The sequence below is a fragment of the Promicromonospora sp. NFX87 genome (genome assembly GCF_048564965.1).
Lineage (GTDB): Bacteria > Actinomycetota > Actinomycetes > Actinomycetales > Cellulomonadaceae > Promicromonospora.
In genome coordinates this window covers 801,262-814,440 of record NZ_CP183413.1, presented here as the reverse complement: position 1 = coordinate 814,440, position 13,179 = coordinate 801,262, and the positions used below count along the sequence as shown (strand labels likewise).

Annotated in this window: 9 protein-coding genes; 2 read left to right on the top strand and 7 right to left on the bottom strand. The window is 73.6% G+C overall.

Going from position 1 to position 13,179, the window contains the following annotated elements:
* Positions 1-8 precede the first annotated feature (8 nt).
* The 4 genes from mnmA to ACNYC2_RS03655 form a co-directional block, all read right to left on the bottom strand.
* Positions 9-1,289 carry a tRNA 2-thiouridine(34) synthase MnmA gene (mnmA, locus tag ACNYC2_RS03670; protein ID WP_419705736.1) on the bottom strand — a complete coding sequence of 427 codons (1,281 nt, stop codon included), beginning with the start codon at positions 1,287-1,289 and terminating at the stop codon, positions 9-11.
* On the bottom strand, positions 1,289-2,572 hold the full coding sequence (locus tag ACNYC2_RS03665; RefSeq protein WP_419705735.1) for a cysteine desulfurase family protein: 1,284 nt from the start codon (positions 2,570-2,572) through the stop codon (positions 1,289-1,291). Before ACNYC2_RS03665 ends, mnmA begins: the two co-directional genes overlap by 1 nt.
* Positions 2,573-2,768: 196 nt before the next feature.
* Positions 2,769-4,934: a PhoX family protein gene (locus ACNYC2_RS03660; RefSeq protein ID WP_419705734.1), complete on the bottom strand. Its 2,166-nt coding sequence runs from the start codon at positions 4,932-4,934 to the stop codon at positions 2,769-2,771.
* A gap of 117 nt (positions 4,935-5,051) precedes the next feature.
* Positions 5,052-6,158, bottom strand: a complete 1,107-nt coding sequence (locus tag ACNYC2_RS03655) for a ThiF family adenylyltransferase (RefSeq protein ID WP_419705733.1) — start codon at positions 6,156-6,158, stop codon at positions 5,052-5,054.
* A gap of 78 nt (positions 6,159-6,236) precedes the next feature.
* Here ACNYC2_RS03655 and glgX point away from each other — a divergent pair, with 78 nt between their 5' ends.
* Together glgX and ACNYC2_RS03645 are read left to right on the top strand one after the other, a co-directional pair.
* Positions 6,237-8,549, top strand: a complete 2,313-nt coding sequence (gene glgX, locus ACNYC2_RS03650) for a glycogen debranching protein GlgX (protein WP_419705732.1) — start codon at positions 6,237-6,239, stop codon at positions 8,547-8,549.
* A 9-nt stretch (positions 8,550-8,558) separates the two neighbouring features.
* Positions 8,559-10,274: an FAD-binding dehydrogenase gene (locus ACNYC2_RS03645; protein WP_419705731.1), complete on the top strand. Its 1,716-nt coding sequence runs from the start codon at positions 8,559-8,561 to the stop codon at positions 10,272-10,274.
* Positions 10,275-10,289: 15 nt separating this feature from the next.
* Here the strand turns inward: ACNYC2_RS03645 and ACNYC2_RS03640 are convergent, their stop codons facing one another.
* The 3 genes from ACNYC2_RS03640 to ACNYC2_RS03630 are packed head-to-tail and all read right to left on the bottom strand — an operon-like array spanning position 10,290 to position 13,164.
* Positions 10,290-11,345 carry a prephenate dehydrogenase gene (locus ACNYC2_RS03640; RefSeq protein ID WP_419705730.1) on the bottom strand — a complete coding sequence of 352 codons (1,056 nt, stop codon included), beginning with the start codon at positions 11,343-11,345 and terminating at the stop codon, positions 10,290-10,292.
* Positions 11,342-12,328, bottom strand: a complete 987-nt coding sequence (locus tag ACNYC2_RS03635; RefSeq protein WP_419705729.1) for a prephenate dehydratase — start codon at positions 12,326-12,328, stop codon at positions 11,342-11,344. Before ACNYC2_RS03635 ends, ACNYC2_RS03640 begins: the two co-directional genes overlap by 4 nt.
* Positions 12,325-13,164 carry a hypothetical protein gene (locus ACNYC2_RS03630; protein ID WP_419705728.1) on the bottom strand — a complete coding sequence of 280 codons (840 nt, stop codon included), beginning with the start codon at positions 13,162-13,164 and terminating at the stop codon, positions 12,325-12,327. The genes ACNYC2_RS03635 and ACNYC2_RS03630 overlap by 4 nt, the downstream gene beginning before the upstream one ends.
* Positions 13,165-13,179: the final 15 nt, after the last annotated feature.

The following is a 13,179-nucleotide window of genomic DNA, read 5'->3' as shown; positions in this document are numbered from 1 at the left end:
GGCGCCGCCTACCGCGGCGCGGGAGCCCGCCAGGCGCGGGAGACCGTCGCCTGGCCCAGCACGCGCGTGCCGCGGTACACCACCACCGACTGGCCCGGCGCGACGCCGCGCAGCGGTGCACCGGTCAGCTCGATCTCCATCGCCGGAGCCGGGTCCACCCCGTCCGCGTCGGACGCCGGTCGCTCGCCTTCCGCGACGTCGTCACCATAAGCGCCACCGGCCGAGGCGATTGACCGCACCCGGGCCGGGACGGGCGCGCCGTGCGCGCGGACCTGGACCTCTGCGGTGAACCAGCCGTCCGCGTCCGGGACGACGTCGGAGGTCTCGACAGGCTCGACCAGCGAGACGGGCCGGGTCTCGACAGGCTCGACCGCCGGAGCCAGGACCCCCTCGAACCACAGGGCCTTCTCCCCCGCGATCCGGTCCACGCTCAGCAGCTCGGCAGGTCCCACCACCACGGTGTTCGTCGCGGGCTGCACGTCGACGACGTACCGGGCCTTGCCGTCGGCGGCGGGCCGCCCGAGCCCGAGCCCCTTGCGCTGCCCGACGGTGAACGAGTAGGCGCCGTCGTGCTCGCCCACGACCTCGCCGTCGGTGTCGACGACGGAGCCCGGGCGCGAGCCCAGGCGGGACTGCAGGAAGCCGCGCGTGTCGCCGTCGGCCACGAAGCAGATGTCGTAGGAGTCGGGCTTGGCGGAGACCGACAGGCCGCGCTTCGCGGCCTCGGCGCGCACCTCGTCCTTGGACGCGAACCCGCCCAGCGGGAACATCGCGCGCGCGAGCCGCTCGGGTCCGGCGACGGCCAGCACGTAGGACTGGTCCTTGGCGTCGTTCGGCGAGCGGTGCAGCTCGCGCACGGTGCGCAGCCCGCCGTCCGCCCCCGGGACCTCCCGGGTGACGATCTGCGCGTAGTGGCCCGTCGCGACGGCGTCGAACCCGAGGGCCGTCGCCTTGTCCAGCAGCGCCTCGAACTTGATGTGCTCGTTGCAGCGCACGCACGGGTTGGGGGTGCGGCCGGCCTCGTACTCCGACAGGAAGTCGGCCACGACGGTGTCCTCGAACCGCTCGGACAGGTCCCAGACGTAGTACGGGATGCCGAGCATGTCGGCCGCGCGGCGGGCGTCGCCGGCGTCCTCGATGGAGCAGCACCCGCGCGAACCGGTGCGGAACTGGTCCCGGTTCCGGGACAGCGCCATGTGCACGCCGACGACGTCGTGCCCCGCCTCGACCGCGAGCGCCGCGGCGACCGCGGAGTCCACGCCGCCCGACATGGCCGCGAGCACCCTCATCACATGCCTCCGATCGAACGGCCCGACACGAGGCCCGCGGCCTGTGCCCGGGCAACAACGTGGGGCAGCGCGGCGGCGAGCCGGTCGACGTCGGACTCGGTGGACGTGGCGCCGAGCGTGAACCGCAGGGCGCCGCGGGCCTCCGCCTCGGGGACGCCCATGGCGAGCAGCACGTGCGACGGCTGCGGCACGCCCGCCTGGCAGGCCGAGCCGGTGGACGCCTGCACGCCTGCCGAGTCCAGCAGGTACAGCAGGGAGTCGCCCTCGGCGCCAGGGAAGGTGAAGTGCGCGTTGCCGGGCAGCCGGTCGCCCGACGTCGGCTCGGGGCCGCGCAGCACCGCGGAGGGTGCGGCGACGCGGACGCGGGCGACGAGGTCGTCGCGCAGGGCGGACAGCCGGGCGGCGCGCTGCGGCAGGCACTCGACGGCATGGCGTGCGGCGACGCCGAAGGCGGCTATCGATGCCGTGTCGAGCGTCCCGGAGCGGACGCCGCGCTCCTGGCCGCCGCCGTGCAGCACTGCGTCGAGGGCGAGGTCACGCTTCGCGAGCAGGGCGCCGACGCCCACCGGACCGCCCAGCTTGTGCCCGCTGACGGTCATGGCGTCCACGCCGGACTCGGTGAAGGACACCTCCGCCTGGCCCACGGCCTGTACGGCGTCGGTGTGCACGGGGATGCCGTACGGGCGCGCGGCGCGCACGACGTCGCGGATGGGCTGGATCGTGCCTACCTCGTTGTTGGCCCACATGACGCTGATCAGGGCCGTCTCGTCGGCGTGGGCGGCGAGCTCGGCGCGCAGGGCGTCGAGGTCGAGCCGGCCCTCGCCGTCGACGGGCAGAAGCACTATCTCGGCGCCCGCATGGCCCGCGAGCCAGAACGCCGGGTCGAGCACGGCGTGGTGCTCGACGGCGGACACGAGGATCCGGCAGCGGCGCGTGTCCTGCGCGCGGCGTCCCCAGAAGATGCCCTTGATCGCCAGGTTGTCCGACTCGGTGCCGCCCGACGTGAAGATGACCTCGCTCGGCCGGGCGCCCAGGGACTTCGCGAGCGTCTCCCGCGCCTCCTCGACGGCGCGCCGTGCCGTGCGCCCCGCGGAGTGCAGCGACGACGCGTTGCCGGTGCGCTGCGCCTCGGCCACGAACGCGGCGAGCGCCGCGGCGGACATGGGCGTGGTCGCGGCGTGGTCGAGGTACGCGCCGTCCGGCTCACGGGAGGGTTCGCCGTGCGCACCGCTCGCCGTGAGCGGCTTGCGGGCGGGATCGGGAGGCGGGTTGGTCACGGTCATCAAGTCTACGAACGCCGCGAGGCCCGGATCGCATCCCAAGGTGTGACGTGATGCGGACACACGGTCTACCTCGCGCGCCCCGGGTCGCCGAAGTAGAGCGAGTGTCCGGACACTCGCTCTACTTCGGCAAAAGGAGGACGCCGAGGTAGAGCGGGTGTTCGGACACTCGCTCTACCTCGGTGATCAGGAGTGGTGGTCAGCGCTTGCGGTAGACCTGGACGACCGTCGGGCGCGGGCCGCGGAAGTCGCCGGCCTCGACCGGGGCACCCTCCGCGATGTAGTCGGGGAAGAACGACTGCGGCGCGGCGTACGTGCCGTCCTCGCCCGGGTGCTGCACGTTGACGTAGACCATGCCGTCGCGGGAGTCGACGAGCGGGCCGCAGGTCTCGGCGCCCGCGGGCACCGAGAGGAACTGCTGCACGTGCCCGCGCTCGCGGCCCGAGACCGGCACCTTGAACAGGCCGTCGCACTTCTGGATGGCGTTGGAGCTCGGCGCGCCGTCCGTCGAGATCCAGAGGTTGCCCTCGGCGTCGAACGCGAGGTTGTCCGGGCAGGAGATCGGCGAGACGCGGTCCTTCGGGTAGCCCGCGAAGTACGTGCCCTCGACGGCGGGGTCGCCCGCGACGAGCAGCAGGTTCCACGTGAAGCGGGTCGAGGTCTGGTCGCCCGAGGGGATGATCTCGACCACGTGGCCGTCACGGTTGCCGTTGTTGGTGACGCCGCCGACGACCTTGTGGGTGCGCGGGTTGGCCTCCGTGGCTCCCTCGACCGTGTTGGTCGGGGTACGGCCGGAGTTGTTGGTGCACGCCACGTAGATGCGGCCCGTGACCGGGCTGATCTCGACGTCCTCCGGGCGGTCCATCTTGGTGGCGCCGACCTTGTCGGCGGCCATGCGCGTGTAGACCAGCACCTCCTCGACGGACATGCCGGGCACCTTGCTCCGGCCGTTCTGCACCAGCGGCAGCCACTCGCCGGTGCCGTCGAAGGCGCCGTCGGACGGGACCGTGCCCGAGCCGTCGATCTCGGCGGCCGGCGAGTCGCCGGTGAACTTGGCGACGAACAGGTCGCCCTCCGAGAGCAGCGTCTTGTTGTGCTTGCGGGCCCAGCGGGAGTCGCCCTTGGCCACGCGGTCCTTGGAGACGAACTTGTAGACGTAGTCGAACGCCTGGTCGTCGCCCATGTACGCGACGGCGTGGCCGCGGTAGGACAGGGTGACGTTGGCGCCCTCGTGCTTGAACCGGCCCATGGCGGTGTGCTTCACGGGCGCCGCGGACGGGTCGTGCGGGTCGAGCTCGACGATCCAGCCGAAGCGGTTGGCCTCGTTCTCGAACCCCGCGCCGCCACCGAAGCGCGGGTCGTCGGCCTCCCAGCCGTAGCTGGTGGTCGAGCCGATGCCGTAGCGGGCGTCGGCTGCCGGGTTGACTCCGGCGGCCTTGAAGTAGCCGTTGAAGTTCTCCTCGCCCGACAGGACGGTGCCCCACGGGGTGGTGCCGCCCGCGCAGTTGTTCATCGTGCCGAACACGCGCGTGCCCGTCGGGTCCGCGGACGTCTTGAGCAGGTCGGAGCCGGCGGCCGGCCCGTCGACGACGAACTCCGTGTCCAGGTGGATGCGGCGGTTGAACGGGCTGATCCGCTGGTAGCTCCAGGGCGTGCCCGGCGCCTTGCGGCGGACCTCGACGACGGCCATGCCGTGCGCGGCGCGCTCGATGGCGCGGGCGTAGGCGTTCTTCGTCGTGGTGACGTTGCCCGCGGCGTCCTTCTCCCAGTACTTCTCCGTCGGCGGGAACATGATCGCCGCGTTGGTGTACTCCTGGTTCGACACGAGCAGGCCGCGGGTGCCGCGGCGCTCGTCGCCGACGTCGAACGGCAGGATGTCGAGGTAGTCGCAGTTGTAGCCGAACTGCTTGGCCTGCTGCTCCGGCGACTGGTTGTTCGGGTCGAACGTGCGCCCGCCCGGGAGGATCGGGTCACCCCAGCGGATGATCGGGTCCCAGGTGTAACCCTCGGGGACGACCAGCGCGTCGACGCTGACGGGCTGCGGGTCGATCGCGCCGAAGGCCAGGCCGCGGCCACCGTGGCCGGGGAAGCGCCCCTCGGGCAGGGTCGCGGCGGCCGCGGACGGCGCGCCGAAGCCCTGCGCACCGATCACCACGGCACCGGCGGCGACCGCCAGCGTGCCGAGCATCGCGCGGCGCGACAGCACCGAGCTGACGACGTCCTTGAAGTACTCGTTGGCGCTCTCGTTGGGAGCGGGGTGAAGGCACGCGTCGTTGCACTTGAGGCGGCACGTGACAGGGCTGCGCTTGCCGCGCGCGTGCGTCTGCACCGTCAGCAGCGTGCGGTGTTCAGGAGCGATCGTCATCGGAGGTTCTCCGGTCAGAGCTGGGGGGTAGGTCGTCGTCAACCTAGGAGCAGGCGGTGTCTCGCCCACCAAAGGTCCGGTACGTCCAGATGAACGGGACGTGTCCAGAAGGTGGGTTCACCCGAGAATGGCGCGGCTCGTGACGTCGCGCCACCCCTCGGCGCGCAGCAGCTGCTCCGCGCCGCGCGACCGCAGACCGCGCTCGCACAGCACGATCACAGGCCCGTCGAGGGGATGGTCCAGCAGCTCCGGCGGCAGGTTGCCGGCCGCCAGGTCCTCCAGCCGCGCGAACACCGCACCGGGCACCGCACCCGGCCGCAGCCCGACGTCGAGCAGCAGCACCCCGGGCACCCCGGACAGCTCAGGACTGTCGGACGGCGGCCCGGCGGGCTCGCGCTCCGGCTCCGTGGGCAACGCGGGCTCCGCGGCCGACGTCGGCTCCGCAGGCACGTCACCGCCCGGGGACGACGACGGCGCGGCCAGCACTATCGTGTCCCACGCCGAGGTGCGCGCGTCGTACGCCAGCAGCCGGCCCAGCGCCGGATCGCCGGTACCGGTCAGGACCTTGACGGCCTCGACCGCCATCGTCGAGCCCACCACGCCGCACGCCGGGCTCAGCACGCCGACCGTCGCGCACGACTCCCCCTCGGGTGGCTGCGGGCCGAACACGTCGGGGTAGGTGATCGCCCTCCCGTCGGGGGCGGCCGACCAGAAGACGCTCACCTGCCCGTCCCAGCCCAGCACGGTGCCCCAGACGACGGGCAGGCCGAGGCTTGCAGCGGCGTCCGACACGGCGTAGCGCGTCTGATAAGTGTCCGAGCCGTCGACCACCAGGTGGTAGCCGCCGAGGATCGCCGCGGCGTTGTCGCGGGTCAGCCGCTCGGGGTGCGCGACGACCTCCGCCGACGGCGCGAGCCCGCGCAGCGCGTCGGCGGCCGACGCCGTCTTGGCCCGTCCGACGTCGGCCACCGAGTGCAGCACCTGGCGCTGCAGGTTGGAGGCCTCGACGACGTCGTCGTCGATGATGCCGAGGGTGCCCACCCCGGCCGCGGCGAGGTACTGCAGCACCGGGGACCCGAGCCCGCCCGCACCGACCACCACCACACGCGACGCGGCGAGGCGTTCCTGCGCGGCCAGACCGAACCCGTCGAGCAGGAGGTGCCGCGCGACCCGGCGCCGCTCGTCAGGCGCCAGAGAACCCCGGCCGGACTCGAGCTGCTCCATCCGCCCATTCCACCACGCCCCGTCGTCAACAACGATCGAGGTTGGGCCGACGGTTGCCCGCCTGCAACGATGAGGCACATGGTGCAGTCACGACGAGCAGAACCACAGCGGGCGCCGGGCGACCCGGCGCCCCGTCCGGTCGTCCGGCCCTTGATCCGGCCGACGGCCAGGCGCAGCCACGTCCCGCCGCTGGGCGTCTACGTCACGCCCGACGGCGGGATCGACGCGGCTGTCCTCGCGTCCCACGCCACCGCCGTCGACCTGTGCCTCATCGACGTGACCGACCCGGGCCTGGACGAGCACGACCCCGCCCGGTACACCGAGCGCCGCGTCGAGATGGTGGGTCCGGTGTACGGCGTCTGGCACACGCACGTGCCCGACATCGCCCCCGGCCAGCGCTACGGCTTCCGCGTGTACGGACCCTGGGAGCCCGAGGCGGGGATGCGGCACAACCCGGCCAAGCTGCTCATCGACCCGTACGCCCGCGGGTTCGCGGGCCGCCTGCGCTACGGTCCCGAGGTGGTGGGCTCGGTGTCCACGGAGCGCGAGCCGGGCTGGTGGCTCGGCGACCGCTACGGCGCGGCGGACGACCGGGACTCGCTGGCGTACGTGCCGCACTCCGTGGTCGTCGCACCGCTGCCGCCGCCCGCTCCCCTGTCGCGGCCGCGCGTGCCCTGGGCCGACACGGTGATCTACGAGGCGCACGTGCGTGGCCTGACGATGCTCCGCGAGGACATCCCGGCGGAGCTGCGGGGCACCTACGCGGGGGCTGCGCACCCGGCGGTCGTCGAGCACCTGCTGAGCCTCGGCGTCACGACGCTGGAGCTGCTGCCGATCCACAAGAGCCTCGCCGAGTCACGTCTGGCGGCCCAGGACCAGCAGAACTACTGGGGCTACAACACCCTCGGCTTCTTCGCGCCCAACGCGGCCTACGCCACGCAGGCTGCGCAGGACCAGGGCGCCGAGGCAGTGCTCGACGAGGTGCGCGGCATGGTGCACCTGCTGCACGAGGCGGGCATCGAGGTGCTGCTCGACGTCGTCTACAACCACACCTGCGAGGGCGGCGACGACGACCTGCACGTGGCCTGGCGCGGCCTCGACAACCCGCTCTACTACCTGCACGACGGCGCCTCGCCCGCCGCGCTCGCGGACGTCACCGGCACCGGCAACTCGCTCGACTTCCGGCGTCCGCGCGTGATCCAGATGGCCCTGGACTCGCTGCGGTACTGGGCCGAGACCGTCGGCGTGGACGGGTACCGGTTCGACCTCGCGGTGACGCTCGGCCGGGGAACCGTGGGGTTCGACCCGGACCACCCGTTCCTGGTCGCGCTGCAGACCGACCCCGTGCTGTCCGGCCTCAAGCTCGTCGCCGAGCCCTGGGACGTCGGCCCGGGCGGCTGGCAGACCGGCTCGTTCCCGCCGCCCATGGCGGAGTGGAACGACCGGTTCCGCGACGCCGCGCGCGGCTTCTGGCTCGACGCGCCCAAGCAGGGCGTGCGGGGGCAGGAGATGCTCGGCCTGCGCGACCTCGCCACGCGGCTGGCCGGGAGCGCCGACCTGTTCGGGCCGAGCGACCCGGCGCTGGTGCGCGGGCCCGTGGCGTCCGTGAACTACGTGACGGCGCACGACGGCTTCACGCTCGCCGACCTGGTGGCCTACAACTACAAGCACAACGAGGCCAACGGAGAGGACAACCGGGACGGCACGGACAACAACCTGTCGTGGAACCACGGGATCGAGGGGCACACGTCCACCGGCGACGACGCGACCACTGAACCGTGGCAGGCCATCGTGCCGCCGCGCCGCAGGTCGCAGCGGAACCTGCTGGGCACGCTGCTGCTCTCCGCGGGTACCCCCATGCTCACGGCCGGTGACGAGTTCGGCCGCAGCCAGGGCGGCAACAACAACGCGTACGTGCAGGACAACGAGGTCTCGTGGCTGCGCTGGGCGATGGACGACGCGGCGACCGACCTGCTCGAGACCACCCGGTACCTGCTACGGCTGCGGCGGGAGCACCCCGCGCTGCGCGCCGACTCGTTCTTCCTGGGCTCCCCGCGGCCGAACGAGTCCGACCCGGACCTGCTCTGGTTCGCCGGCGACGGTGCGCCGATGGAGCCCGCCACCTGGAACCAGACCTGCCGGCGCGTGCTGCAGATGCTGCGCCCGGGACCGGCGGCCGGTGACGCCGACGTGCTCCTGGTCATCAACGGCAACCTGGACGACGCCCACGTGACGCTGCCCCCGCGGTCCGACCCGGACAGCGCGCCCTGGCAGCTCGTCTGGGACTCCTCGTGGGACTTCCCCTTCGTCCCCGAGGACGAGGCGGGCCCGCGGACCTCGGTGGCGCTGGACGCGCTCAGCCTCCAGGTGCTGCTCTCGCAGGACCGCTAGTGTTCGCTCATGACTGACTCCGTCCACAACAACGACGTTGCCGCCCCGGCCGAGACCGACGTCATAGTCATCGGCGCGGGATTGTCGGGGCTGGTCACGGCGACCGAGCTGACGGCGGCGGGCAAGCGGGTGGTCCTGCTCGACCAGGAGCCCGCCGCGTCGCTGGGCGGTCAGGCGTGGTGGTCGTTCGGCGGGCTGTTCCTCGTGGACTCCCCCGAGCAGCGCCGCCTCAAGGTGAAGGACTCGTTCGACCTCGCCTTCGCCGACTGGCTCGGCTCCGCCCAGTTCGCGCCGGGCGCCGAGCGCGGCGAGGGTCCGGACCGCTTCGGCTACAAGTGGGGCAAGGGGTTCGTCGAGTTCGCCGCCGGCGACATGCGGTCGTGGCTGCACGCCAAGGGGGTGCGCTGGTTCCCCGCGGTGCAGTGGGCGGAGCGGGGCGGATACCCGGCGGGCGGCCACGGCAACTCGGTGCCGCGCTTCCACGTCACGTGGGGCACGGGACCCGCCGTCGTCGCGCCGTTCGTCCTCGCGGCGCGCGAGGCGAACCGGTCCGGGCTGCTGGACCTGCGCTTCCGGCACCGGGTCACGTCGCTGGTCACCACCGACGGCCGGGTCACGGGCGTGCGTGCCGAGATCCTCGCCGACGACGGCGTGGGCCGCGGCGAACCCTCCAGCCGCACGGTGACCGGCGAGGTGGAGCTGTCCGCGCGGGCAGTGGTCGTAGCGAGCGGCGGTATCGGCGCGAACCACGACCTGGCGCGCGCCCACTGGTCGGCGGACGCCGGCCGGCTGCCCACCCGGATGCTGTCCGGCGTGCCGGACTCCACCGACGGGCTCATGCTCGGCGTCGCGGCGGCCTCGGGCGCCACGCTGGTGCACGAGGACCGGATGTGGCACTACCCCGAGGGCATCGCGAACCACTCCCCGGTCTGGTCCAAGCACGGCATCCGGATCCTCCCCGGCCCGTCGTCCCTGTGGCTCGACGCCGACGGCGGCCGGCTGCCCAGCCCGCTGTTCCCCGGCTTCGACGCGCTCGGCGCGCTGCAGCACGTGACCACCCGCGGGGACGACCACTCCTGGTTCGTGCTGAACAAGACGATCATGGAGAAGGAGTTCGCGCTGTCGGGCTCCGAGCAGAACCCCGACCTGACCGGCAAGTCGGTACCGCTGCTGGTGGAGCGTGTGCGCGGGAAGTCGGTGCCGGTGCGCACGTTCGCGGAGCAGTCGGAGGAGTTCCTCTGGGCGAGCACGCCCGCTGAGCTCGCCGCGAAGATGAACGCCCTCACCGAGGCGACCGAGGGCTCGGCCGGGCACATCGACGCCGAGCAGCTGGCCGCCCTCATCACGGCCCGGGACGCCCAGGTGGCCACAGGGCTCGGCAAGGACCCGCAGGTCGTGGCGACGTCGGCCGCGCGGCACTTCATCGTGGACAAGGCGATCCGGGTGTCCCCGCCGCGCGCCCTCACCGACCCCCAGGACGGGCCGCTGCTCGCCGTCCGCCTGACGGTGCTGACCCGCAAGACGCTGGGCGGCATCTGGTGCGACGAGACGGGCCGCGCGCTCACCGCGTCCGGGGACGTGCTGGAGGGCCTGTGGGCGGTCGGCGAGGCCGCGGGCTTCGGCGGGGGCGGCTCGCACGGGCACCGCGCGCTGGAGGGCACGTTCCTGGGCGGCTGCCTCTTCACGGGCCGGACGACGGGCCGGGCCCTGGCGGCGGCGCTGTAGCCGGTACCTGCTGCCTCAGCGCGCCGGCTGGAGCTCCGCGCCTCGGTCATCGAGCCGGACCACCACGGCGCCCGCCGCACAGCGGGCCACCAGCTGAGCCGGCCAGTCGCCCGTCAGCGGCACCACCTCGGCGTCCGAGCGGAGGCCGGGGCGGGCCCCGTCGCCCGGTCGCAGGCCGGTCACGCGCGGCCCACCGGGGCGCCCGATCAGCTCGCGTACCGGGTCCGGACGGTCGAAGAACCAGTGTGTCGGCGCGTTGGACTCGAGCTCGTCCGCGAGCCGTTCGAGGTCCCGGGCCGCGAGCCGCAGCACCGGGGCGACCCAGGCGGCGTTCTCGGTGACCATCGCCTCGGTGCGGCGCGGGTCGGTGAGCCCGACCCGGGTGCCGTCCCGGAACGAGCCGGCCGCGAGCCCCAGCGCCAAGTCCCGCACCGGCGCGCCCGACACCGCTCCCAGCAGCTGGTTGGCCAGCACGTGCGGGACGTGCGACACGAGGGCGGCCGCCTCGTCGTGCAGATCGTCCGTGAGCACGGCGGCCGTCCCGCCGAGCGGGCCGGTCACCAGCCGCAGCACCCGTTCCAGCCGAGCGGGGTCGGTCCCGGCCACGCCGGCCTCGGCGCCCGCGCAGGTCACCGCCCACGGGATGCCCTGCATCAGCTCCACCGAGGAGGCGTCGAACCCGCTCCGTTCGGTCCCCGACATCGGGTGCGCCCCGACGTAACGGCCGGCCAGACCGGCGTCCGCCACCGCCTCCCGCACCGGCGCCTTCACCGAGCCGACGTCGGTCACGGTCGGGTCCCAGCCCGGCTCACCCGCCAGCGCCTCGGCGAGCTCCCCCGCGACCGCGCGCATGGCGCGCAGCGGCGCGGCGAGCACCACGATCTCAGGGCGGTGCAGGGCGAGCCCCGCGACGTCGTCCACCACCGAGAGGCCCGCCGCACGCGCCTCCTCGTTCGAAGCCGGGTCGGTCGCGACGACCGGCACACCCGCCGCCTGCAGCGCCCTGGCCAGGGAGCCGCCGATCAGACCCAGGCCGACCACACCCACCGGGCCGCTCTGCGCGCCGCTCACCACAGCAGCCCGCGTTCACGTGCCTCGTCGGAGTCCTTGGCCGAGATCGAGCCGACGGGGACGTGGTCCGGGTCGAGGACGCCGTCGAGCGCCCGGAAGCCTGCGCCCGCCGGGAACAGGCCGAGCGTCTTGAGGGAGTCGCCGGCGGCGAGCAGGTCGCTCACCACCTCGCGCGCGCCCTGGTCCCACGGCGCCTCGTCGAACGTCACGACGAAGACGTACTTGCTCTCCTGCGCCTTGAGCGGCCGCGTGATCAGGCTCGACATGTTCACGCCCCGGTCCCCGAACGCGGCGGTGATCCGCGCGAGCACGCCCGGCCCGGTCACCGCCGGCGTGATCGCCAGCATCGTCTTCCAGGCCGTCGCGCCCGCCGCACGAGATCGCGCGAGGTACGCATCGGCCGCGCTCCGCCGGGTCAGGACGAGGAACCGGGTGCGGCCGCCGCGGAAGTCCTCGACCGCCTTCGCGTACGTCTCCAGCCCGTAGAGCTCGCCGCAGATCGTGGGCCCGAGCGCGATCGTGCCCGGCCCCGCATCGCGGCACGCCGCCGCGTTGGACGACGCCGGCGCGGTCGCCAGGCCGGTGCTCGTGACGAAGCCGGCGCACTGCGCCAGCCCGTGCGGGTGCGCGGAGACCACGGTCAGCTCGCCGTGGCCAGGACGCACGAACGCGTCGAACGACACGTCGAGCGCCACCTCGTCCACGGCCACGACGTCCTCGCTGGACAGCAGCGCGTCCAGCGAGGGCACGACGTAGCCCTCGACCGACGACTCGATGGCGACGACGCCGACGTCGGCCGTACCGCCGGAGACGGCGTCGTGCACGTTCTTGACCGTGGCCAGCGGCTCGACGGCCACGTCGTCCGTGGAACCGCCCGCCGCGGCGTGCAGGCCCGCCCACTCCAGCGCCGCCTGGTGCGTGAAGGTGCCCTCCGGGCCCAGGTACGCGGCCCGGGTGCCGCGCTCGGCGCCGGCCACCGTCATGCCCACCGTGGTGTCAGCGCGTCCGGCCCGGGCACGAACGACTCGCCGGGCAGGACGGCCAGGGTGCGGTGCGCGACGCCCCGTTCGGTGAGCGCGGCGACCAGGTCGCTCAGCACGTCCGACGTCGGGCAGGAGAACGACGTGAAGAACACGTGCGGCCCGGCCGACGACGGCTGGCTGCGCAGGTGGTCCAGGTCGAGGCCGGCCTCGGCGACGAGCGCGAGCGTCGGCTGCAGGGAGCCGAGGTGGTCGTCGGCCGGCCCGAACGCGAGCCAGACCTGCGCGGGATCGGCGAAGGGCGGCCAGTCGTCACGGGACTCCAGGAGCCCGTACCAGACCGGCCCGCCGTCGGCGAGCGCGGCGCTGTCGGGCAGCTCGGCGAAACCCGCCGGGACCCGGGACCGCTCGATCACCAGCGACCCGCCCTCACCCGCGAGGGCTATCCGCTCCTCGACCGTCGCGCGCGTCGGCACGAGCCGCGGGCTGGCGCCGAGGCTCCGCAGGACGCTCGCGCAGTCGCGCATCCCGGCCTCGTCGACCACCACCTGACCCACGGTCGAGCCCGCACCGACCCACACCCACTGGACGGGCACGGCTACCGCACCCGTCAGGATGAGCGACGACGCACCCTCCAGGAGGGCACGCTCGAGGCCTGGCGCGGGGTGCTCCGGGTGTCCCAGGTGCACCACCGCCGCCAGTGCCTCGATGCCCGCCACCGTGGCGAGCGTGTCCGCCGTGGTGCCGAGGTCCAGCAGTTCGACCGGGTCGTTCCAGCCCGCCATCTGCGCGGCAAGCACCGCGTGCGCGGGAGACTCCCGCTCGCTACGTCCAAGCATGTGCGAAACCTACCG